20 protein-coding genes are annotated in these 21,462 nt (G+C 59.5%); 13 read left to right on the plus strand and 7 right to left on the minus strand.

The window, feature by feature from the left end; translation table 11 throughout:
- Positions 1–152 precede the first annotated feature (152 nt).
- A complete protein-coding gene (locus tag OQ460_RS14820) occupies positions 153–458 on the minus strand; it encodes an RcnB family protein (protein ID WP_410018202.1) in 306 nt (101 codons plus the stop codon).
- A gap of 127 nt (positions 459–585) precedes the next feature.
- Positions 586–963 (minus strand): DUF4440 domain-containing protein, encoded by a 378-nt coding sequence (locus tag OQ460_RS14825; RefSeq protein WP_410040582.1) that lies wholly within the window; start codon positions 961–963, stop codon positions 586–588.
- 78 nt (positions 964–1,041) lie between these two features.
- Between OQ460_RS14825 and OQ460_RS14830 the strand changes: the two genes are divergently transcribed.
- The 4 genes from OQ460_RS14830 (at position 1,042) to OQ460_RS14845 (ending at position 6,121) form a co-directional block, all read left to right on the plus strand.
- Positions 1,042–1,599 carry a helix-turn-helix domain-containing protein gene (locus OQ460_RS14830; RefSeq protein WP_410018204.1) on the plus strand — a complete coding sequence of 186 codons (558 nt, stop codon included), beginning with the start codon at positions 1,042–1,044 and terminating at the stop codon, positions 1,597–1,599.
- A 22-nt stretch (positions 1,600–1,621) separates the two neighbouring features.
- Entirely contained in the window at positions 1,622–2,968 is a 1,347-nt protein-coding gene (locus OQ460_RS14835; protein ID WP_410018205.1) for a glutamine synthetase family protein, read from the plus strand.
- A 44-nt stretch (positions 2,969–3,012) separates the two neighbouring features.
- Complete coding sequence (locus tag OQ460_RS14840; protein ID WP_410018206.1) at positions 3,013–4,110, plus strand: DNA alkylation repair protein; 1,098 nt, start codon at positions 3,013–3,015, stop codon at positions 4,108–4,110.
- A gap of 151 nt (positions 4,111–4,261) precedes the next feature.
- Positions 4,262–6,121: a DUF3857 domain-containing transglutaminase family protein gene (locus OQ460_RS14845; RefSeq protein WP_410018207.1), complete on the plus strand. Its 1,860-nt coding sequence runs from the start codon at positions 4,262–4,264 to the stop codon at positions 6,119–6,121.
- 61 nt (positions 6,122–6,182) lie between these two features.
- On the opposite strand, the gene OQ460_RS14850 is transcribed toward OQ460_RS14845, so the two are convergent.
- Entirely contained in the window at positions 6,183–7,070 is an 888-nt protein-coding gene (locus OQ460_RS14850) for a LysR family transcriptional regulator (protein ID WP_410018208.1), read from the minus strand.
- 129 nt (positions 7,071–7,199) lie between these two features.
- Here OQ460_RS14850 and OQ460_RS14855 point away from each other — a divergent pair, with 129 nt between their 5' ends.
- The 5 genes from OQ460_RS14855 to OQ460_RS14875 all read left to right on the plus strand — a co-directional run bounded on the left by OQ460_RS14855 (position 7,200) and on the right by OQ460_RS14875 (position 14,180).
- Complete coding sequence (locus OQ460_RS14855; protein WP_410018209.1) at positions 7,200–8,846, plus strand: GMC family oxidoreductase; 1,647 nt, start codon at positions 7,200–7,202, stop codon at positions 8,844–8,846.
- Positions 8,847–8,939: 93 nt separating this feature from the next.
- Positions 8,940–10,565, plus strand: coding sequence for an MFS transporter (locus OQ460_RS14860; RefSeq protein ID WP_410018210.1), 1,626 nt, complete (start codon positions 8,940–8,942; stop codon positions 10,563–10,565).
- Positions 10,566–10,759: 194 nt separating this feature from the next.
- A complete protein-coding gene (locus OQ460_RS14865) occupies positions 10,760–12,718 on the plus strand; it encodes a DNA topoisomerase III (RefSeq protein ID WP_410018211.1) in 1,959 nt (652 codons plus the stop codon).
- Between the two features lie 107 nt (positions 12,719–12,825).
- Complete coding sequence (locus OQ460_RS14870; protein ID WP_410018212.1) at positions 12,826–13,266, plus strand: CBS domain-containing protein; 441 nt, start codon at positions 12,826–12,828, stop codon at positions 13,264–13,266.
- 584 nt (positions 13,267–13,850) lie between these two features.
- Complete coding sequence (locus OQ460_RS14875) at positions 13,851–14,180, plus strand: hypothetical protein (protein WP_084377769.1); 330 nt, start codon at positions 13,851–13,853, stop codon at positions 14,178–14,180.
- Positions 14,181–14,248: 68 nt separating this feature from the next.
- Here the strand turns inward: OQ460_RS14875 and OQ460_RS14880 are convergent, their stop codons facing one another.
- The gene (locus OQ460_RS14880; RefSeq protein WP_410018213.1) at positions 14,249–15,154 is read right to left on the minus strand and encodes a LysR family transcriptional regulator; all 906 of its coding nucleotides are present in this window, start codon (positions 15,152–15,154) and stop codon (positions 14,249–14,251) included.
- 133 nt (positions 15,155–15,287) lie between these two features.
- On the opposite strand from OQ460_RS14880, the gene OQ460_RS14885 reads away from it, so the two are divergent.
- From OQ460_RS14885 to OQ460_RS14895, 3 genes are read left to right on the plus strand one after another with little or no spacing between them, the layout of a single operon-like run.
- Positions 15,288–15,986 carry a CoA transferase subunit A gene (locus OQ460_RS14885; RefSeq protein WP_058425579.1) on the plus strand — a complete coding sequence of 233 codons (699 nt, stop codon included), beginning with the start codon at positions 15,288–15,290 and terminating at the stop codon, positions 15,984–15,986.
- A 31-nt stretch (positions 15,987–16,017) separates the two neighbouring features.
- The gene (locus OQ460_RS14890) at positions 16,018–16,677 is read left to right on the plus strand and encodes a CoA transferase subunit B (protein ID WP_003211625.1); all 660 of its coding nucleotides are present in this window, start codon (positions 16,018–16,020) and stop codon (positions 16,675–16,677) included.
- An 11-nt stretch (positions 16,678–16,688) separates the two neighbouring features.
- On the plus strand, positions 16,689–17,870 hold the full coding sequence (locus OQ460_RS14895) for an acetyl-CoA C-acetyltransferase (protein WP_410018214.1): 1,182 nt from the start codon (positions 16,689–16,691) through the stop codon (positions 17,868–17,870).
- Between the two features lie 95 nt (positions 17,871–17,965).
- On the opposite strand, the gene OQ460_RS14900 is transcribed toward OQ460_RS14895, so the two are convergent.
- Positions 17,966–18,385 (minus strand): PaaI family thioesterase, encoded by a 420-nt coding sequence (locus OQ460_RS14900; RefSeq protein ID WP_410018215.1) that lies wholly within the window; start codon positions 18,383–18,385, stop codon positions 17,966–17,968.
- 112 nt (positions 18,386–18,497) lie between these two features.
- Positions 18,498–19,583, minus strand: a complete 1,086-nt coding sequence (locus tag OQ460_RS14905; RefSeq protein ID WP_410022014.1) for a DUF1615 domain-containing protein — start codon at positions 19,581–19,583, stop codon at positions 18,498–18,500.
- A gap of 137 nt (positions 19,584–19,720) precedes the next feature.
- On the opposite strand from OQ460_RS14905, the gene OQ460_RS14910 reads away from it, so the two are divergent.
- Positions 19,721–20,335, plus strand: coding sequence for a LysE family translocator (locus tag OQ460_RS14910; RefSeq protein WP_410018216.1), 615 nt, complete (start codon positions 19,721–19,723; stop codon positions 20,333–20,335).
- A 67-nt stretch (positions 20,336–20,402) separates the two neighbouring features.
- Here the strand turns inward: OQ460_RS14910 and hemB are convergent, their stop codons facing one another.
- Positions 20,403–21,377, minus strand: a complete 975-nt coding sequence (hemB, locus tag OQ460_RS14915; RefSeq protein WP_410018217.1) for a porphobilinogen synthase — start codon at positions 21,375–21,377, stop codon at positions 20,403–20,405.
- Between the last annotated feature and the right edge of the window lie 85 nt (positions 21,378–21,462).

The raw sequence follows: 21,462 nt of genomic DNA on the forward strand, positions 1-21,462 counted from the left end.
TCCCTCGAACCATTGCGGATGGGGAATGCGCAACTACCTTACCCTAGGAAGATCGGCAAAAAATGCTGTTTTATGCATTCACGCATGTAAATTTTAAATAGACCGTTCAGGCGCGATGAACGGGGCGGGCCCATTCACCGCGCTTGGCCACATTACTTGGCAGGAGTGATATCAAGGATGGTGCCATTGGTGATTTTCACCAGCACATAACGGTCGTTGACCCGGGCCCACTGACTCTCCTCGGAGGGTTGCTTGAGGCCACGCCGCTTCCAGTCGCCGATGGCCGATTCCTTGCGTACCAGGATATCCGGCGCACGGTCGCCGACTTTCAGGTCCCGGGTATTGATGTTCGAAGGCTCCACGGTTTTTTGCGGGCTGTCCTCGGCCTGGGCGGTAAGGCTGGCGGCGGACAGGCTCGCGGCAATCAGCAGGCCGGCGATCAGGGACGTTGCTTTCATGCAGACTCCTTCAATAAATGATCTGTACCCAGGTTCCGACCGTAAGCGCCTGAAATCATTCATCGGCAGTCGACGATTGCCATCAGCCGGGTAGCCTCGAGGCAATAGCGCTCAGTAACCGCACAGGCTAAGAGGTACGCCCACCGAGCGGTGTGCCCTGATGAAAAACCATCTGCCAACCCGCTTGGCTGTTGCGCCATACCGAACTGCGCAATGACTCCGACCCAGCTTGAACGTCACTGGCCGCGCGATGGCAGCGATAAGTCACCAGCGCCACGCCATCTGCCAGCAACTTCAGCGCGAAATCACTCATACTGCGCGCCGCAAAGACCTCATCGCTCAGCCCGGCAATGACTTGCGCCTTGCTGTCCCAGATACGGCCACTGGCGCCAAACTCAACAAAGTCATCGGCAAGCAAGGTGGCTAGACGCTGCGCGTCGTTACGTGTCGCACACTGATGCAACTCTCGCTCAAGATCCTGCAAATGCGCAGCCAAAGCCTCCATCGGACCTCCCATTGCATCCGTGAAATTAATAATGTATTTTTTCATGAAATTTTCTGATAAAAATTTCACAAGCTCCCCATGGACAAACAAGCCGAACTCGACGCCCTGGCAATCCTGATCCACGACCTGCGCAAGCACAAGAAGCTTACCCTCGCGCAACTGGCGCAAAAGATCGAGCGCTCCGTGGGTTTCCTGTCTCAGGTCGAGCGCGGCCTGTCGCGCCCGACGGTGGCCGACCTGACCGCCATCAGCCACGCGCTGGACGTGCCCACTACTTATTTCTACAGCCTGCCCAAACCCAAGGCGGTGAGTTGGGTCACCCGCCCGAACGAGCGGCGCACGGTGTATTACGCCAATGGCATCACCGACATTCTGGTCTCGCCAAGCATGCAGGGCGCGTTTTCGATCCTCGACAGCCTGCTGGAGCCCGGCGCCAACAGCGGCGAGCAAACCATGAGCGACCGTGCCGAACAGGCCGGCTATGTGCTTGAGGGCCACTTGACGTTGTGGGTCGAGGACGAAACCGATGCGGTCACTCTCGGTCCCGGTGACAGTTTTCACCTGGCCAGTTTTGCCCATTGCCGCTACGGCAACCTGACCGACCTGCCAACCCGCGTGCTGTGGGTCTATAACTGAGGCACACCAAGGAGCGTCACCCGTGAAAAGCCAATCCTCCACACTGCTGGCCGAAGTACGCAGCTTTCGCCAGAACCATCCGCACGTGCGATATGTGGACCTGATTTCCCTGGATATCCCAGGTCGTTTCTATGGCAAGCGCTACCCGGTGGAAATGCTCGAAAAGGTCGCTGCCGGCAGCCCGTTGAAGCTGCCGCAGAACGCGGTGTTGCTGGGCACCCAGGGCGGGTTGTTCAAGATCGGCGATTATTGCTTTAACGACGGTGACCCCGACGCCAACCGACGCCTGGTGCCCGGCACACTCAAACCGGTGAGCTGGGAAGCACAACCTCTGGGGCAGATGTTGATCACCTCCGACGGTACCGAAGCGCCCATCGAGTTCGAACCCCGCGAAGTCCTGGCCAAGGTGCTGGAGCGCTTGCACGGCAAGGGCATTCACCCGGTGGTGGCGTTTGAACTGGAGTTCTACCTGTTCGATAAAAAGCTCGAAGGCGGACTGCCGCAATTTGCCCGCGACCCTTTGAGCGACGACCTTGACGACCAGCCCACGCTGCACATCGAACGGCTGTCGCGTTTCGCCCCGGTGCTCGATGACATGGTGCAGACCGCCCAGGCCCAGGGCATCGACATCACGGTAATTACCGCCGAGTTGGGGCCGGGCCAGTTCGAAATCAACTTCGGCCACCTCGACGACGGCCTGCGTGCTGCCGACTGGGCTGCCCTGTTCTGCCGCAGCACGCGTGGCGTGGCCCTCAAGCACGGCTATCGCGCCAGTTTCATGGCCAAGCCCTACCTGCAACATCCGGGCAGCGGCATGCATGTTCACGTCAGCCTTTACGATGCAGCGGGCAATAACCTGTTGGCGGCTCACCAACAACAACCGTTGCGGCATGCCATTGCAGGCTGCCTGGAACTGCTGCCCCACTGCATGCCGATTTTTTCGCCCAACCACAACGCCTTCCGGCGCCTCGGCGGCACGGTCAACGCGGCCACCAAGGCGTGCTGGGGTTATGAGGATCGTGATGCCTGTGTGCGTATTCCGGAGTCTGACCCGCGCAACCTGCGCATCGAACACCGACTGGCCAGCGCCGACGCCAACCCTTATCTGGTGCTGGCGGCGATCCTGGTCGGCCTCGAACATGGCCTGCACGCTACCCGCGAACCTTTCCCGCCGTTGAACGAGGACCGTGACAGCGGCAGCGATTTCCCGCTCGAAATGCTTGAAGCAGTGCGCGCCATGCAGCAGCAACCCATCCTGCGTGAAGGGCTGGGCGGGGAGTTTGTCGACGTGTATTGCGAAAACAAACGCCAGGACCACCTGGCATTCCAGCAGGAAATCAATGCCCGGGAGTATCGCTGGTATCTATAGTCGATAGCGTTCAATCAACTCCCACTCAACCCTGCGGACTGTCCATGACCGAACAAAGCGCACCAGCCCTCAAGGAGATGTTCAACGTCGAACGTCTGCAACATATCGCCACGCAAATGAGTGCGGTGTATCCGCCGTTCGACGCCAAGGGTTTTCTCAGACACGCCAGCCGGGATCTGGACGAACTGTCAGTCATGCAGCGCATGGCCCGCGTCAGCGAAAGCCTGCACGCCGTCATCGCGCTGGACTATCCCCAGACCCTCGAGCACCTGTATGCCCTGGCTCCACGCCTCAATAACCGTTTCGTCAGCCTGTTCCTGCCGCACTATGTGGCCAGTCACGGCCTGGATGACTTCGAGCGCTCAATGGCAGCGCTGAAATACTTCACCACCTTCGGCTCTGCCGAATTTGCCATACGGCATTTTCTGCTCAAGGATTTCGAGCGCACCCTGGCGGTGATGCAACAGTGGTCGCAGGATGACAACGAGCATGTTCGCCGGCTCGCCAGTGAAGGCTCGCGGCCCCGCTTGCCCTGGTCGTTTCGCCTGGCCCGGGTGCAAGCCGATCCGAGCCTGTGCGCCTCGATCCTCGACAACCTCAAGGCCGACAGCAGCCTGTATGTGCGCAAGTCCGTGGCCAATCACCTCAATGACATCGCCAAGGACCATCCGGACTGGGTGCTGGACATGCTCGAAGGCTGGCAACTGGACCATCCTCATACCGCCTGGATCGCTCGTCACGGGTTACGCAGCCTGATCAAGCAAGGCAATGTCCGGGCGCTGACAATCATGGGCGCCGGTGCCAAGGCCGAGGTGAAGATTCATCGGCTCTGCGTCGAACCAACGGTCATTCGCCTGGGCGAACGCATCAACCTGTCGTTTACCCTGGAATCCCTCGCCGCCGCCCCGCAGAAGTTGGTGGTGGACTATGCCATCGACTACGTCAAGAACGCTGGGCACAGCGCTGCCAAGGTATTCAAGCTCAAGGCCTTTACCCTGCAGGCAGGCGAACAACATCCGCTACGACGCACGCAACACATTCGCGACATGACCACCCGCAAACACTATCCCGGTAAACACACGGTGCATGTGCTGGTGAACGGCGAGCGCGTGGGCAGTGCCGATTTCGAGCTGTCCAACTGACCCTTCCCACATCATGAAAGGCTCTATCTCGGGCCTTTTATCGACATTGACTGTCTGACAATACTGGCCTTCGGTGTTGCGATCAATTATCATCACGCGCCTCCCGGATACCTGCCCAGGTATCTGTTCCAATGTTTCATCCGAGGCGCCCATGTACCGTTCTACGTTTTATCGCCCTTTGATTTGCGCCAGTCTGGGGCTCGTAAGCCACTCGGTATCCGCCGCATTGCAGCCGCTGGCCGAAGCGCCGCTGGCCAGCGATACCGAACTGCACTGCCACTTCAATCGTGACGCCAGCACCGATTGCACCACTACGTATCGCTATACGATCCTCAAGCCAAGCGGCCGTGAAATGCTGTCGCGGATCGACTTCAACTACGCCCAGGTCGATGGCTTTGAAGTGCTCCATGCCGAGTCCACTCAACCGGGCGAAAAGCCACGACCGCTGGGCGAGGCGCAGATCGATACGCGCACCGCGCCGAATCCCGACCAGGGTTTTTCCCGGGAAAAACAGACTTCCCTGGCGTTTCCAAACCTGCGGGTCGGTACTCAGGTGCGCTACACCGTGCGCGAACACCATGGCGCCAAACCATTGATGACCGAGTTCCACTACGCGATGCAATTTGGCCCCAGTGCCGCACGCCGTGATCGGGTCAAGGCGCGCTTCACCGCAGAGCGGCCGATCCAGTGGCGCAGCGAATTGATGGATAATTTCACCATCACGCCTTCAGCCAATCGCAAGACCTTGGATATTGAGCAAAAAACCCCGGTCTACATCAACTACATCAACGAATCGAGCAAGGCCTACATCCGACTGATCCCACGTATCGAGGTGGGCAGCACCCTTGACGTGCAGCAGTACTTTGGCGGCTTCGCCCAGCGCTACAACCAGATTCTGGCGGCCAGCCTGCCGGCCGAGAGTGCCGCCGCCGTTGCTGCAGTCAAAGGGTTGCCACCCGCCCGACAAGTCGCGAGCCTGATGCAACATATCAACGATCATTACCGTTACCTGGGCGATTGGCGCGCTTCGGATCGCGGCTATATACCCTTCAGCCTGCAAGAGATCGAACAGCACGGTTACGGCGATTGCAAAGACCTGGCGATCCTGTTGACCGCGATGCTCAAGGCCAGCGCAATCAAGGCCGAAACCGCGTGGGTCAGTCGCGGGGATGTGGTGGAGTCGCTGCTGATTCCCGGCACCAACGCGCCGAATCATGCAATCGTGCGTGCAGAAGTCGCGGGCCAGGTGTGGTGGCTCGACCCGACCAACCCGGTATTCGCCCCGGGCCAGACCATGCCCGACATCCAGGACCGCTGGGTGCTGGTCAATGACGCCCAGGGCCAGGTGCGTGAAGAGCACATCCCACTGCAGCGCCCTGAAACCAGCATTCGCCTGGACAAGCAGGTGCACTTCGATCAACAAGGCAACGCCGCGACCCGTGCCACGGTGACTTTCAGCCAACTGCCGCTGATGCAACTGAGCGTCGCCGACCGCGAGCAAGGCGTTACCGCCACTGACCAGAACATCTGCGACAACTTCGGCAGCGAAATCAGCGACTGTCAGGTGACCCGCTCGGCCACCGCTTTTGTGACCCCCGAGGCCTACACCGTCAAGGCCAGCATGACCGACTTGCGACCCCTGGAAAAACTGGCCGACGGCTACGTCTACACCGACCAGTCGCTGAAGGACAACTGGGATGACCTGATCAACTACCGCCGCAACGGGCAATTGGCCGATCTGTACCTGGGCAATCCGCTAACCCTCGATTACAGTTTCACCCTCACCGGCGGCAAGATGGACAAGTCAGTGCAGGGCTGCCAGATCCACTCGCCCTGGTACGACCTGGAGCTCAAGGGCGAACCGCTCGACGATGGCTTGCGCTATCACTACCGCCTGACCCAGAAGGTCCGCTGGCTAAGCCACGACGACATTGTCAGCGCGCCGTTTGAAAAGATGATCAACGATGCCCGCCTGTGTGGGGAGCAGGTGCATCAGGTGGTGAAGCTCTGAAACCACTGCCTGGCCCCCTCTCCCACGGGAGAGGGTTGGGGCGACGGGTGGCTCCTTCAAGCTACTGTCCCAACAGCAGCCGCTGCTCTTTGGCGCATAACTCCAAAACATAATCCCACAGCACCCGCAACCGCACCGACTTATGCAGTTCGCGCCGGGAGCTGATCCAGTAGCTGCGCTGGATGCTTTCCTCCGGCAACAACGGCACCAGGTCCGGATCCCCGGCTGCCATGAAGCACGGTAGCACCGCAATCCCCAGCCCGGAACGCGCCGCCTGGTGCTGAGCAATGACGCTGGTGCTGTGGAACACGACTTTGGGGTTACGACAAAAACTGCTGAGGAACTTCAGTTCCTGACTGAACAAAAGATCATCGACGTAATCGATCCAGGCATGCGCGGCCAGGTCTTCACGTCTCTCAATTGCCGGCGTACGCGCCAGGTAGCTGCGGCTGGCATAGAGCGCTAGGCGATAGTCGGTGAGCTTGCGCGTGACCAGTTGGTCCACGCTGGGGCGCTCCAGGTGAATGCTGATTTCCGCTTCTCGATTGAGAATGCTGACAAAGCGCGGCACCGCCACCAACTCCACTTCCAGGCCCGGATAACGCTCGAACAGCCCACCCATGCGACCGGCCAGGAACATCACCCCCAACCCTTCGGCGACGCCGAGACGGATCTTGCCCAGGGGCGCGGCCGAATGCGTGAGTTCTTCTTCGGCCAGCAGCGCGAGGTTTTCCATGGCTTCAGCGTGCTTGAGCAACGCTTCACCCGACGGCGTCAGCTCGTAGCCTTGGGCATGCTGCACGAACAGCGCAGTACCGAGGCTTTTCTCGATCGCCTCGATATGCCGAGCCACCGTCGCATGGGTTGTTTTCAAACGCTGGGCGGCGGTGAGCAGGCGCCCACTGCGCTGTAACTCGAGAAAGAACCGCAGATCATTCCAGTCAAACATGTCGCTTCCCTCTCGGCCTTGAGAACAGCGCTGTTCGAAAACGCACAGCAGCTGGGTAAAAACTAACATTTTTAAGACGAAAACTAACAACTAGGATGGAGCCAATAAGAAAAACAAGCGAGTCCCCAGATGACTATTGCAACCGCGCAATACGATTACGTGGTAGTAGGTGCAGGCCCCGCGGGCTGCCTGTTGGCCAATCGACTGTCCGCCGACCCGGCCCATCGCGTGCTGCTGCTTGAAGCCGGCGGCCGCGACAATTATCCCTGGATCCACATCCCCGTCGGCTACCTGTTCTGCATCGGCAACCCGCGCACCGACTGGTGCTTCAAGACCGAAGCTCAGGAAGGTCTGCAGGGCCGTGCGTTGAGCTATCCGCGAGGCAAGGTACTGGGCGGCTGTTCATCGATCAACGGCATGATCTACATGCGTGGCCAGGCCAACGACTACGACGGCTGGGCTGCCGAAGGCAATCCGGGCTGGGCCTGGAACGACGTACTGCCATTGTTCAAGCAAAGCGAAAATCATTTTGCCGGCGCCTCCCCACTGCACGGCGACAAGGGCGAGTGGCGTGTCGAACAACAACGCCTGCACTGGCCGATCCTCGATGCCTTTCGTGAAGCGGCCAGGCAAAGCGGCATCGCCAGCATCGACGACTTCAACCAGGGCGATAACGAAGGCTGCGGTTACTTCCAGGTCAACCAAAAAGCCGGGGTACGCTGGAACGCGGCCAAGGCCTTTCTCAAGCCGATCCGCCAACGTCCCAACCTCACGGTATTGACCGAAGTGGAAGTCGATCGCGTACTGCTGGAAAACGGCCGCGCCAGTGCCATCGTCGGCCGCCAGCAAGGGCAGCTAGTCAGTTGGAAAGCCCGCAAGGAAATCATCCTGTGCGCCGGTGCCGTAGGTTCGCCCGGCATCCTGCAACGTTCCGGTATCGGCCCGTCACATGTGCTCAAGCCTCTGGGCATCGATGTGCTGCATGAGCTGCCCGGTGTCGGCGGCAACTTGCAGGATCACCTGCAACTGCGGCTGATCTACAAGCTGGAAAACGCCCGGACCCTGAACCAGATCGCTGGCTCCATCTGGGGCAAGATGGGCATGGGCCTGCAATATCTCTACGACCGCAGCGGTCCGCTGTCGATGGCTCCCAGCCAGCTCGGCGCGTTCGCCCGCTCGGGGCCGGAGCAGACCACGGCCAACCTCGAATACCATGTGCAACCGCTCTCCCTCGAGCGCTTCGGCGAACCGTTGCACGCGTTCCCGGCCTTTACCGCATCGGTTTGCGACCTGCGCCCCAAGAGTCGCGGGCGCATCGATATCCGCTCGGCCGATCCTTCAGCCGCACCGCTGATCCAGCCCAATTACCTGAGCCATCCGCAAGACCTGCGAGTAGCCGCCGACGCCATTCGCCTGACCCGTCGCATCGTAGGCGCCCAGGCCCTGCGTTCGTTTAATCCGGTGGAATACTTGCCCGGTGAAGCCTTGCAAAGCGATGAGCAGTTGCAAGAAGCCGCCGCGCGGATTGGCACCACGATCTTCCATCCCGTGGGCACCTGCCGCATGGGTCACGACAAGGACGCGGTAGTGGACGCACAACTGCGGGTTCACGGTATTCCGGGCCTGCGCATCGCCGATGCGTCGATCATGCCGAGCATCACCTCTGGCAACACATGTTCGCCCACACTGATGATCGCGGAAAAAGCCGCACAACTGATCCTGTCCTCACAAACAAGGAGCCTCGCCCCGGAAAAAGAACTGGTTACAGCAATCTGAATGCCACCGCTCTGCTGAGCAGAAGTGGTAAGGCGACGCCACTACGGCGTCGACAGTGGAACAACAATAAATAATCACTGTGAGGGATACCCGATGTCAGAACGTGCTCAAACCCTGGACGCCAGCTCTGGCGTCGCGACCACCAGCAAGGAGTCGCAAAAGGTCATCTTCGCCTCGTCCCTGGGGACGGTGTTCGAGTGGTATGACTTTTTCCTCTACGGCGCCCTGGCGGCGGTCATCAGTAAACAATTCTTTGCCGGGGTCAACGACACCACGGCTTTCATCTTTGCGCTCATGGCATTTGCGGCCGGCTTTGTGGTTCGTCCGTTCGGCGCCCTGGTGTTTGGCCGACTGGGCGACATGATCGGGCGCAAGTACACATTCCTCGCCACGATCATCCTGATGGGCGTGGCGACCTTCTGTGTCGGCCTGCTGCCCACCTACTCGAGCATCGGCATTGCCGCGCCGATCATTCTAGTAGTGCTGCGCATGCTCCAGGGCCTGGCCCTGGGCGGTGAATACGGCGGCGCGGCAACCTACGTCGCCGAGCACGCGCCAGCCGAAAAACGCGGGTTCCACACCAGCTGGATTCAATCCACCGCCACCATCGGCCTGCTGCTGTCGTTGCTGGTGGTGCTGGCGTGCCGCTACTTCACCGGCGATCAGTTCGAGGTCTGGGGCTGGCGCCTGCCGTTCCTGCTGTCGATCGTGCTGCTGGGGATCTCCACCTGGATCCGCATGAGCCTGCACGAGTCGCCCGCGTTCCTGAAGATGAAAGAGGAAGGCAAGGCCAGCAAGGCGCCGATCCGCGAGTCGTTCGGCAAGTGGGAAAACCTCAAGGTGGTGCTGATCGCATTGTTCAGCATCAACGCAGGCCAGGCCGTAACCTTTTATGCCGCGCAGTTCTATGTGCTGTTTTTCCTCACCCAGTTCCTGAAGATGGACCCGGCCCTGGCCAACATGTTGCTGATTATCAGCGTGGTGATTGGCGCGCCGTTCTTTATCTTCTTCGGCTGGCTGTCGGACAAAATGGGGCGCAAGCCGGTATTGATGGTGGGCCTGTTGCTGGCCACTGCCTTGTACTTCCCGATCTTCAAGGGCCTGGCCCACTACACCAACCCAGCGATGGACCAGGCCAGCCGCCAGGCGCCAATCACCGTACTGGCAGATCCGGCCACTTGTACCTTCCAGTTCGACCCGGTGGGCAAGGCGCGCTTTGACAGCCCGTGCGACAAGGTCAAGACCTTCCTGGTCAAACAAGGCCTGCCGTACAGCAGTGAAGCCGCACCTGCCGGTAGCGCCGTGCAAGTCAGCATCGGCGATATTCGCATCGACGGCTACAACGAGGATGCCCTGCGCGGTGCAGTGACCCTGGCCGGTTACCCGAAAGCGGCAGACGTGGCCCAGGTCAACAAGACCATGGTGGTGGTGCTGATCGTCGCCCTGATCCTGATCGCAGCCATGTGCTACGGCCCGCTGGCAGCGTTGATGGTCGAACTGTTTCCGACGCGTATCCGCTACACCTCCATGTCCCTGCCTTACCACATCGGCAATGGCTGGTTCGGCGGGTTCCTGCCGACGGTGTCGTTTGCGCTGGTGGTGTATACCGGCGATATCTTCTACGGCCTGTGGTACCCGGTGGTGATTACCGGAGTGAGCCTGATTGTCGGCTTGCTGTGCCTCAAGGAAACCCGGCACGTGGATATTGATAACAACTGACTATGCCGCAAACACTGTAGATCCCTTGTGCGAGCTGGCTTGTGTGGGAGCGAGCAAGCCCGCTCCCACACGAGTCAGCTCTACATTGGCTCTGCACTCACAAATTGCTGTATATCCATCCAGATAAAGCTTGATCAACGCCCTTATCTTGCCCATCCTGCACCCCATTCAACTTTGCAACGAATGGGGTGACCATGCGGCTGTTCCTCTGTGAAAAACCCTCCCAGGCCAAAGACATCGCCGCCGTGCTCGGTGCACGCCGGCGGGGCGACGGCTGCTGGGTGGGCGCGGAGGTCACGGTCACCTGGTGCATCGGCCACCTGCTGGAAACCGCCCCGCCCGACGCCTATGACTCCAAGTACAAGCGCTGGGTGCTGGCCGACCTGCCCATCGTCCCGGAAAAATGGAAGATGAAGGTCAAGCCCAAGACCGCCAGCCAGTACAAGGCGGTCAAGCGCCTGCTGGGGGAAGCCCGGGAACTGGTAATCGCCACCGATGCCGACCGCGAGGGCGAGATGATCGCCCGGGAACTGGTAGAACATTGCCGCTACCGCGGGCCGATCCAGCGGCTGTGGCTGTCGGCGCTCGACGATGCGTCGATCCGCAAGGCCCTGGCGGCCCTCAAGCCCGGCGCCGATACCTTCAGCCTCTACCATTCGGCCCTCGGACGCTCCCGTGCCGACTGGCTGATCGGAATGAACATGAGCCGCTTGTTTACACTGCTGGGCCGCCAGTCCGGTTACCAGGGTGTGCTGCCGGTGGGTCGGGTGCAGACGCCTACCCTGCGCCTGGTGGTGGACCGCGACCGCAGCATCGCTGATTTCGTCCCCGTCGCGTATTGGGCCATCGATGTGGACCTGCGCCACGAGCGCATGACCTTCACCGCCCAATGGCGCGCCAACGACGATGCCTGTGACGACCAGGGCCGCTGCCTCAACCCGCAACTGGCGCGGGACGCCGCCGATGCCATGGACAACGCCGCCAGTGCGCGGCTGGTCAAGCTGAGCACCGAACGCATGCGCGAGGTGGCACCCCTGCCCTTCGACCTCGGCACCCTGCAGGAAATCTGCTCCAGGAAACTCGGCCTGGGCGCCCAGGAAACCCTGGACATTGCCCAGTCACTCTACGAGACCCACAAGGTCATCACCTATCCACGCAGCGACTGCGGCTACTTGCCATTGAGCCAGCACAGCGAAGCCCCGAAGATTCTCGCAGCCTTGGGCCGCGCAGACGCAGCGGTCAACGAACTGATGGTGCATATCGATCCCCAGCGCCGCTCGCGAGCCTGGAACGACGCCAAGGTCAGCGCGCACCACGGCATCATTCCCACTGGGGCCGGCAAGGATGTCGCGTTGCTCACCGGCAAGCACCGTGCGGTCTACACCCTTATACGCGCGCGTTACCTGGCGCAATTCCTGCCCAACCACGAATACGATCGCACCCAGGCGGATTTCGATTGCGCAGGGTTTGCCTTGCGCGCTGTCGGCAAGGTAGTCATGGAGCCTGGCTGGAAACGCGCACTGCCCGAAGCCCTTGCCCCCGCCAAAGGCCGGGAAGCTCCCGCGCCCCAAGCCTTGCCAATGCTGGTGCAAGGTCAGGACTATGCGGTGGCCAAGGTCAATCTCAAGGACCTGTGGACCCAACCACCCAAGCCTTTTACCGAAGGCGACCTGATCAAGGCGATGAAAAACGTCGCCAAGCTGGTGCAAGACCCGCTGCTCAAGCAGAAGCTCAAGGACACCACCGGTATTGGCACCGAAGCCACCCGCGCCGGGATTATCCAGGGCCTGCTGGACCGAGGTTACCTAGTGAAGAACGGCAAGGCGCTGTCGGCAACCCCGGCGGCTTTCAGCCTGATCGACGCAGTGCCCCGGGCCATCGCCGATCCCGGCACCACTGCCATTTGGGAACAGGCGCTGGACATGGTGCAGAGCGGTGAGATGAGCCTGGAAGAATTCGTCGCCAAACAAGCCGCGTGGATGAGCAAACAGGTAGCCCGCTGCAATGGCATGCGCATGACCATCACCGGCCCCGCCAGCCCGGCGGGGCGAGATGCCACGCCGTGGAAGAACAAACGCAAGACAGCCGCCAACTCCAGCCGAGCAAAAAAACCGGCAAATACCCGATCAAAGGCGAAAAAAACCGGCGAATGACGTTTTTCGACCAGATATGCGCCGCTTTGGACCTTGCCTCAGACCAAGGCGTCTAGGATTCTGTAGGGGACACGCAGACTTCCTACAACAACACCAGAGTAGTTGCCATGAAAACCGTCGCACAAGTGCTCAAAGCCAAGGACCAGAAGAATCAGGACGTCCACACCATCCAATGGGACCACACCGTGTTTGAAGCGCTGGTGCGGATGTCCGAGAAAAACGTCGGAGCCTTGCCGGTCGTCAAGGAGGGCGCGGTTGTAGGGATCATCAGCGAACGAGATTACGCTCGTAAGCTCATACTCAAAGGCTTGTCGTCGGTCACCACCCGGGTCGATGAGGTAATGAGCTCGCCGGTGATCACCGTCGACACCCATAAAAGCGTTGATGAATGCATGAACATCATGACCGACAGCCACCTGCGTCACTTGCCCGTGGTCGAAAATGGCAAGTTGCTGGGCCTGCTGTCCATTGGTGACCTGGTCAAGGAAGCCATTGCCGAGCAGGCCGACCTTATCAAACAATTGGAACAGTACATCCGCGGCGAATGATATATTCCCAAACACCCAGCTCCGGTCCTGTGGGAGCTGGCTTGCCTGCGATAGCATCGCCGAGGCGGAACTGGCACAGCGCAGTGCCTGCATCGCGGGCAAGCCCGACTCCACAGAGACCCGGCCCAACAGTACAAAAAGTGACGCCCAAGTCACCTTTCCCCGCATCTACCCCGCCCCGCAACTTTTTATGTAGTGACAAAAAATAATCACTACATAATCGTTGACGTAATCAATTTGTCCTTGCATGATTCAGACGTCTCCCGGATCGGGAGCGTAGGTAACACGCGTTTTGAACAAGCTCGTCTGACCGCCGAGCTGTTTCTCCGGATGTGCACTGCCCACAAGGCAGATTGATGAAGCTGACCATTCCTGAAAGGGATCGGTACAAGGAGCTAAATCGCTGCTTGTCTTCGTTATGAAAGCGTTGCGTAGCAGTTCATCAGCAAGACTACATGCATCAGGTTCAAGACCCTGCCCGTATTCGGCAGACCGTTACTGACGCCCGGTTTTCGGAACCGGAGACAACTAAGCAGTTTTAACGAATCAATTGATAGATCGCCAACTGGTCAAGGGGCTTACACATGAATCTGAACAACCAACCAACTATCGATGAATTGGCTGAGATGTTCGCAGCGCAGAAAGACACACTCGACGACCATATCCTGTGGATTGGCAAATCGGGCGAAGTCCAGATTGACTGCCTGGCGCCCCACACCGAAGAAGCAGAGTTCGACAAAAATAACCGTGAACTGGCGGCGCGCCTGAAGATGTACCGTCGTGGCCAGGGTTATGTTGGCAAGAAGGCGGCTGCCGATCGAAACTTTATTGAGCAGGTCTTCCATACACTTAATACCGAGTGGCAGTCCCTCAAGGACAACTCGCACGTTAAAGTGATCGACAGATACTGCTGATATAACACAACTAACTACTTGAGCCTGTTCGTTTAAACGAGCAGGCTTTTTATCGTTCCGTGGCTTATTTAAAGCAATGCTGGAAATCGGCCTTTTGCTGCTTCATCACGAAAAATATCAAACAAGGCCTGGGCTGCCGCCGACAGTTCGTGACCGGGCTTGGTCAACACTCCGATCGGTCGCTCGATCACCGGGCCAGTCAAGGTGATGCAATGAGCACCTGCCTCTTCCATCTGCCGCGCGCACAGCGCTGGCACGGCACTGACCCCCAATCCACTGGCGACCATCTTGCCCACCGTGGCAAGTTGATGGCTTTCCAGCGCCACCGGCAGTTTCATATCCAGTACGCCCAAGTGCTCCTCCAGCATCACCCGCACAGTCGAAGGCCGCTGCAACGTGATGAAAGGTTGTGCCAGCAAGGTTATCCAGTCGATTTCGGACCTCTGCGCCAGGGGCGAATCACCCGGCACCACGGCAATAAAACGGTCCAGGTACAAGGGAGTGAAGTGCAGCGACGACCCAGTCGATGGTTCGAACGCGACACCCAGTTCGACTTGGCGATCGCGGACCATCTCCAGCACCTGCTCATTAATCAAGTCATGGACGGTGACGTTGACATGGGGATAACGAGCTCGAAATACCTTCAGGATCGGCGGTAACAAATTACCGGCAAACGAAGGCATCGCCGCCACCGTCACCCGCCCGCGTTGCAAGGTAAACCGCTGGCGCAGCTCATCCTCGGCATTGTCCCAATCGGCAATCAGGCGCCGGGCCAGGGGTAACAGCGATTCACCCTCGGGAGTCAGCGCGACGTTACGGGTGTTGCGGCTGAACAGTCGGCCACCCAGCCCCTCCTCCAGGCCTTTGATGGTCAGGCTCAGGGCCGACTGTGACAAATGCAGGCGCTCGCACGCGGCAGCAAAACTCAGGCTCTGGGCCACAGCAAGGAAGGCGCGCATCTGTTTTACGGTCATGGCACTGCTCCTGGTTGTCGACAATTATGCTGTTTTTTAAATCAATAAACCTTAAAAAACAACTTAACAAATCAATCCATCAGCGCAACACTCTGAAGCAATGGCTGGCCCACAAACAATAAAAGAGGTGCATATGGCAGGTTTCGATAAACGCGTGGCGTCCTATGAAGAAGCGCTGGCAGGTCTTGAGGACGGCATGACAGTACTCTCTGGCGGCTTTGGCCTGTGTGGCATTCCGGAAAACCTGATCGCAGAGATCAAACGCAAGGGCACACGCGACCTGACCGTGGTCTCCAACAACTGCGGTGTCGATGGTTTTGGCCTGGGTGTATTACTGGAGCAAAAGCAGATCAGCAAAGTGATCGCCTCCTATGTCGGTGAAAACGCCCTGTTCGAGAAGCAACTGCTCAGTGGCGAAATCGAAGTGGTCCTGACTCCTCAAGGTACCCTGGCCGAAAAAATGCGCGCCGGTGGTGCCGGTATTCCTGCGTTCTTCACCGCCACCGGCGTCGGCACCCCGGTTGCCGAAGGCAAGGAAACTCGCGAATTCAACGGTCGCCCGTACCTGATGGAAGAGTCCATTACCGGCGACTTCGCCATCGTCAAAGGCTGGAAAGCCGACCACTTCGGAAATGTTATCTACCGTCACACGGCGCAGAACTTCAACCCGCTGGCCGCTACTGCCGGCAAGATCACCGTGGTCGAAGTCGAGGAAATCGTCGAACCGGGTGAGTTGGACCCGGCGCAGATCCATACCCCAGGCATCTACGTCGACCGGATTATCTGCGGCACCTTCGAGAAGCGCATCGAACAGCGCACCGTACGCAAATAATCCTCCAGCCCTGATAATAAGGAGACAACACATGGCTCTCACCCGCGAACAAATGGCTCAACGCGTCGCCCGCGAAATGCAGGATGGTTTCTACGTCAACCTGGGCATCGGCATCCCGACCCTGGTGGCCAATTACATTCCCGAAGGCATGGAAGTGATGCTGCAGTCGGAAAACGGCCTACTGGGCATGGGACCATTTCCTACCGAAGAAACCATCGATGCCGACATGATCAACGCCGGCAAGCAAACCGTCACCGCGCGTATTGGCGCTTCGATTTTTTCCTCGGCCGAATCTTTCGCAATGATTCGTGGCGGTCATGTCGACCTCACCGTGCTCGGCGCTTTTGAAGTGGACGTACAAGGCAACATCGCCTCGTGGATGATCCCCGGCAAGTTGGTAAAGGGCATGGGCGGCGCCATGGACCTGGTGGCTGGCGCAGAAAATATCATCGTGATCATGACCCACGCCTCCAAGGACGGTGAATCCAAGTTACTCAGCCAATGCAGCCTGCCGCTGACCGGCGCTAACTGCATCAAGCGCGTACTGACGGACCTGGCGTACCTGGAGATCGAAAATGGCGCTTTTGTCCTGAAGGAACGCGCACCTGGCGTCAGCGTCGAAGAGATTGTCAGCAAGACCGCCGGTAAACTGATCGTCCCGGACCATGTTCCAGAAATGCATTTCCAGTGAGGACAGATTCCATGCAAGACGTCGTGATTGTTGCTGCCACCCGCACCGCCGTGGGCAGCTTTCAGGGTTCACTGGCCAGCATCCCGGCACCGGAACTGGGCGCCGCGGTGATCCGCCGCCTGCTGGAGCAGACCGGCCTGGATCCTGCGCTGGTGGATGAAGTGATTCTCGGACAGGTTCTGACCGCTGGCAGCGGCCAGAACCCGGCGCGCCAGGCATCGATCCTCGCCGGGCTGCCTCATGCAGTGCCGAGCCTGACCTTGAACAAGGTCTGCGGCTCAGGCCTCAAGGCCCTGCACCTTGGCGCCCAGGCGATCCGTTGTGGCGACGCCGAAGTGATCATCGCCGGCGGCATGGAGAACATGAGCCTGGCACCCTATGTGTTGCCTGGCGCCCGTACCGGCCTGCGCATGGGCCACGCCAAGATGGTCGACAGCATGATCACCGACGGCTTGTGGGACGCATTCAACGACTATCACATGGGCATCACCGCCGAGAACCTGGTGGACAAATACGATATCAGCCGCCAAGCCCAGGACGCCTTTGCTGCCGCGTCGCAACACAAAGCCACTGCGGCCATCGAGGCCGGGCGTTTTGTCGACGAAATCACGCCGATCCTGATTCCCCAGCGAAAGGGTGACCCGGTGGCCTTCGCCGTGGACGAACAGCCCCGCGCCGGCACTACTACCGACTCCCTGGGCAAGCTCAAGCCCGCGTTCAAAAAGGACGGCAGCGTGACCGCCGGAAATGCTTCCAGCCTCAATGACGGCGCTGCCGCGGTATTGCTGATGAGCGCAGGCAAAGCCAAGGCCCTCGGCCTACCGGTCCTGGCCCGTATCGCCAGCTATGCCAACGCTGGTGTCGATCCAGCGATCATGGGTATCGGCCCGGTTTCTGCCACCCGTCGTTGCCTGGACAAGGCCGGCTGGACACTGGCCGAGCTGGACCTGATCGAAGCCAACGAAGCCTTCGCCGCACAGGCATTGGCGGTGGGCAAGGAGTTGGAGTGGGATGCCGACAAGGTCAACGTCAATGGCGGTGCCATTGCTATCGGCCACCCGATTGGCGCGTCAGGCTGCCGGGTGCTGGTGACCCTGCTTCACGAGATGATCAAGCGCGATGCCAAGAAAGGCCTGGCAACCTTGTGCATTGGCGGCGGCCAGGGCGTAGCACTGGCCCTCGAACGCAACTGATTCATCGAGCAACATGAGAAAGGCCTGACTCCACGAAAAGTCGGGCCTTTCTTTTTTGAGGTGGGATTTGGATATTCCCTATCCCGCCTTGATACTCATTGACCAGAAGGAACCGACGGCACCGCAAACACCGCACTGGCCCGTACTACCACCTTCTCCCCCACCTGCAAGCTGACCGTGGCAAACGCCATCTGGCGCCCGCGCTTGTGGTGCTCCAACCGCACCTCGACCCACTCGCCCACCTGCACCGCGCCCAGATAATCAAGGGTCATGCTCGCCGTAATCAGGGGCAGTGGCGGCTCACTGGAAAACGCCATGGCGTACCCCATGCCCACATCCGCCAAGGTCGCCAGCACACCACCGTGTACAGTGCCACGTCCATTGGCATGGCGGCTGTCGGCACGCAGGCCCAGGTGCAGGCGCAAGCCCTCGCCACGGCAATATACCGGGCCCAGTAGATCCAGCAGCGGGCTGCTGCGCGGCAACGGGATGAAACCTTCCGGGATGGCAGCCATGACGAAATAGTCCTTTGAGGGGGAGGAAGATGAGGTTTAACCCGGCCTCTACCTCACGCCTATCAACATCAACCACGCAAATCCCTGTCGATAGCGCCTGTCGATCGCCGGGTCAGCGCTTGATGCAACGCTGATAACGGTCATTCACCCGATTGGCAAACCAGGCCGTAGTCAGGTTGCGGGTGATTTTCGGGCTTTTGAGCACGATGCCCGGCAGGATCGCCCGCGGCAGTGGTTTGCCTTCGGCCCTCTCGGCCAGGGCAAATACCCGTTGGTACAGGGTCGTGTCTTCAAAATCCAGGCTATCGCCTTGCTCCAGTTGGCTGCGGATACTCGGGTTGCGCATGTCCAGCGCCTTGCCCAACGATCGCACTGCCAGTTCCGTAGTCCCAGGGAGGATCGAGCCGTGCCGGATCAAGTCGCCGTCCAGCGCCAGGGGCTTGCCCGAGGCACGACTGACAGCTGCCTGGAACGCGGCATTGCGACTGGCGTACCAGCCAGCGTTGAAATCAGCGAAGCGGTACAACGGCTGGTCATAATTAACCGGGTAATCCAGCAGGTGCGTGATACCGAAATACATGCCGCCGCGCCGGGTGAACACTTCCCGGCGAATACTGCCATCCACCGTATAGGGATAACCGCGCGCCTGTTTCTCGGCGAAGGCAATGCTGACCTGCATGGGGCCTGCGGTATGCACCGGATTGAAACTGCCAAACAATGTACGCCCCAAAGGCACGACACCGATAAAGTCATCGAAAATCGCGCTCAAGTCTTTTTCGGTGCGCGCCGACCTCAAGCGTTCGGCGTAGGACTTGCCGGTGGGTGAGCGCAATTGCAGCGCTGTGCGCACCAGCACGCCGGGGACATGGACCTTGGCCGCACGCCTGAAGATTTCATCCTGGGCGATCTTGCCCATGTTCGGCACCGGTGGATTGACTTGAAACGTCGACTCTTGCTCGGTCACAGCCAATACCGCGCAGATGTTCTCGGTGCCGGGGTAGATTTCACGCGTGTTGAATGCCGTATAGATATCCTGGGCCCAACCGGCACGATCAGGGATCTTCGCCGGCATCAATCGTACGATCTGCGCTTTGACCTCGGCCTCGCTGCGCTCCGGTTGCTGCTGGCTGCGTTGCGTCGAACAGCCGGCAAGCACCAATAAAGTGGTCAGGCAGAGGATCAGGCGGGATGAGTACATGAAGTGTCCTTGAGCGGTGAAGGTCCAGTCTTGGCAGATATCGACCGACAAGTCCAACGTCGGTTCGCTGCTCTCGCCAACCGCAGCAAAATATGGAACGATCAAGCCCCACGGTTCCAACAAGGACTTTGAACGCCATGCTTAGCCTGAATTTTCTGATTACTTGCCTAATCGTCGTACTGATCCCAGGAACGGGGGTGATCTTTACCGTTTCCACAGGGCTGACGGCCGGCAAACGCGCGAGTATTTTCGCGGCTTTGGGCTGTACGGCGGGAATCATCCCGCATCTGATGGCCTCAGCCCTCGGTTTGTCCGCCCTGCTGCATACAAGTGCATTGGCCTTTGAAGCCTTGAAATATGCCGGCGCGGCTTATTTGCTGTACCTGGCCTACGTCACCTGGCGGGATCGTTCTGCCTTCTCGGTGAATGACGCACCCACCACTTCCAGCGCCCGTAGCCTGATGCTGCGAGGTTTTCTGCTGAACATTCTCAACCCGAAGCTGACGATATTTTTCCTGGCATTCCTGCCCCAGTTCGTTACACCGGGCGCCGGCGCGCCAGTGTTGCAAATGGCAGTACTGAGCAGTGTGTTCATGGCGATGACATTTGCGGTATTCGTCATCTATGGCCTGCTGGCCAACGTATTCCGTCGAGCCGTGATCGAGTCGCCACGGGTACAGAACTGGCTGCGCCGCAGTTTTTCCGCAGCCTTTGCAGGCCTGGGGTTGAACCTGGCATTTGCACAGCGATAAAGCCTTGCCACCCCTGGAGCGAGGGACACGCCTGGTGCCTGCTCGCTCCTGGGAGTAATCAGTCGGCTCAGATGCCGGCCAACGCCAGATCCATCGCAAAGTAAGTGAAGATCAGGTCCGCGCCCGCGCGCTTGATCGAGCCCAGGGTTTCCCGGACCACCCGTGCCTCATCTATCGCCCCGGCCTGGGCGCCGAACTTGATCATCGCGTATTCGCCACTGACCTGATACGCCGCCACCGGCAAGCGCGAGGCTTCGCGGATGTCACGGATGATGTCCAGGTACGCACCTGCAGGCTTGACCATCAATGAGTCGGCACCTTCCTGTTCGTCCAGCAGGGACTCACGCACCGCCTCGCGGCGATTCATCGGGTTCATCTGGTAGCTTTTGCGATCGCCCTTCAACGCACTGCCGCCGGCCTCGCGGAACGGGCCGTAGAGGGCCGAGGCGAATTTGGTGGAATACGCCATGATCGGGATATGGGTGAACCCCGCCTCATCCAACGCCCGGCGAATGGCCTGGACCTGGCCGTCCATCGCTGCCGACGGCGCGATCACGTCAGCACCGGCACGCGCGGCAGCCACGGCTTGCTTGCCGAGGTTGACCAGCGTGCGGTCGTTATCGACCTCACTGCCGTGCATCACACCACAATGACCATGATCGGTGTATTCACAGAAGCAGGTGTCGGACATGACGATCATTTCCGGCACTGCATCCTTGCAGATGGCGGACATGCGCGATACCAGGCCACGCTCGCTCCAGGTATCACTGCCGCTGGCATCCAGGTGATGGGACACGCCAAACGTCATCACCGACTTGATCCCGGCCCGGGCATAGCGCTCGATTTCACCCGCCAGTTTCGACTCGGGAATACGCATCACGCCCGGCATGCTGGTAATCGGTACGAATTCATCGATTTCTTCTTCGACGAAAATCGGCAGCACCAGATCGTTGAGGGTAAATTCGGTTTCCTGGAACAGGCTGCGCAACTCCGGGGAGCGGCGCAGACGGCGAGAACGGGCTTCGGGGAACTGACTGGACATGAATTTTCCTACAATTTCCTACAAGAAAGGCCAGCGCATCTGGCGAGGCCGGTAGCGTAAGGGCGAAAGCTTATGCCGCGATTGA

Origin of the sequence: Pseudomonas imrae, from assembly GCF_046352735.2 — a bacterium.
GTDB lineage: Bacteria > Pseudomonadota > Gammaproteobacteria > Pseudomonadales > Pseudomonadaceae > Aquipseudomonas > Aquipseudomonas imrae.

Bases quoted from the DNA above. Each gene is read 5' to 3' on its own strand.
- OQ460_RS14870 (WP_410018212.1), top strand. From the start codon at position 12,826: ATGAAAACCGTCGCACAAGTGCTCAAAGCCAAGGACCAGAAGAATCAG.
- OQ460_RS14820 (WP_410018202.1), bottom strand. From the start codon at position 458: ATGAAAGCAACGTCCCTGATCGCCGGCCTGCTGATTGCCGCGAGCCTG.
- OQ460_RS14895 (WP_410018214.1), top strand. From the start codon at position 16,689: ATGCAAGACGTCGTGATTGTTGCTGCCACCCGCACCGCCGTGGGCAGC.
- OQ460_RS14900 (WP_410018215.1), bottom strand. From the start codon at position 18,385: ATGGCTGCCATCCCGGAAGGTTTCATCCCGTTGCCGCGCAGCAGCCCG.
- OQ460_RS14905 (WP_410022014.1), bottom strand. From the start codon at position 19,583: ATGTACTCATCCCGCCTGATCCTCTGCCTGACCACTTTATTGGTGCTT.
- OQ460_RS14830 (WP_410018204.1), top strand. From the start codon at position 1,042: ATGGACAAACAAGCCGAACTCGACGCCCTGGCAATCCTGATCCACGAC.
- OQ460_RS14890 (WP_003211625.1), top strand. From the start codon at position 16,018: ATGGCTCTCACCCGCGAACAAATGGCTCAACGCGTCGCCCGCGAAATG.
- OQ460_RS14875 (WP_084377769.1), top strand. From the start codon at position 13,851: ATGAATCTGAACAACCAACCAACTATCGATGAATTGGCTGAGATGTTC.
- OQ460_RS14885 (WP_058425579.1), top strand. From the start codon at position 15,288: ATGGCAGGTTTCGATAAACGCGTGGCGTCCTATGAAGAAGCGCTGGCA.
- OQ460_RS14880 (WP_410018213.1), bottom strand. From the start codon at position 15,154: ATGACCGTAAAACAGATGCGCGCCTTCCTTGCTGTGGCCCAGAGCCTG.
- OQ460_RS14825 (WP_410040582.1), bottom strand. From the start codon at position 963: ATGGAGGCTTTGGCTGCGCATTTGCAGGATCTTGAGCGAGAGTTGCAT.
- OQ460_RS14865 (WP_410018211.1), top strand. From the start codon at position 10,760: ATGCGGCTGTTCCTCTGTGAAAAACCCTCCCAGGCCAAAGACATCGCC.
- OQ460_RS14845 (WP_410018207.1), top strand. From the start codon at position 4,262: ATGTACCGTTCTACGTTTTATCGCCCTTTGATTTGCGCCAGTCTGGGG.
- OQ460_RS14840 (WP_410018206.1), top strand. From the start codon at position 3,013: ATGACCGAACAAAGCGCACCAGCCCTCAAGGAGATGTTCAACGTCGAA.
- OQ460_RS14860 (WP_410018210.1), top strand. From the start codon at position 8,940: ATGTCAGAACGTGCTCAAACCCTGGACGCCAGCTCTGGCGTCGCGACC.
- OQ460_RS14855 (WP_410018209.1), top strand. From the start codon at position 7,200: ATGACTATTGCAACCGCGCAATACGATTACGTGGTAGTAGGTGCAGGC.
- hemB (WP_410018217.1), bottom strand. From the start codon at position 21,377: ATGTCCAGTCAGTTCCCCGAAGCCCGTTCTCGCCGTCTGCGCCGCTCC.
- OQ460_RS14910 (WP_410018216.1), top strand. From the start codon at position 19,721: ATGCTTAGCCTGAATTTTCTGATTACTTGCCTAATCGTCGTACTGATC.
- OQ460_RS14850 (WP_410018208.1), bottom strand. From the start codon at position 7,070: ATGTTTGACTGGAATGATCTGCGGTTCTTTCTCGAGTTACAGCGCAGT.